Genomic DNA, 271 nt, shown 5'->3' on the forward strand with positions numbered 1-271 from the left:
TTGCCAGTTGGTGCAAGATATAGAAGCACGAGCCAATAAAATGGCATTGCCGTCTTATCAATTTTTATACGGCGATATGCTGGCTTATAACGTGTGCGTTGATCGCAATGTAGAGTTAGGGGTGTATTACATGCGAAAAGCAGCTGAGCAAGGCTTGGCTGCAGCGCGAGAGCAGGTGGGACGTTAGTACGACAGTGGTCGCGTAGTTCAGGAGGCTAAGGCGCTGGCAATTACGTATTTGCGTGAAGCCTCGGCGCACGGCACTTTCAAG

Annotated in this window: 1 pseudogene; it reads left to right on the top strand. The window is 50.2% G+C overall.

Annotation, left to right across the window (positions count from 1 at the left end):
* Positions 1 to 187 (top strand): annotated as a pseudogene (locus tag AAEY83_RS15165) (SEL1-like repeat protein); the annotation flags it as partial.
* Between the last annotated feature and the right edge of the window lie 84 nt (positions 188 to 271).

It is taken from the genome of Psychrobacter sp. TB20-MNA-CIBAN-0197, assembly GCF_040309765.1.
GTDB classification, from domain to species: Bacteria; Pseudomonadota; Gammaproteobacteria; order Pseudomonadales; family Moraxellaceae; genus Psychrobacter; species Psychrobacter submarinus.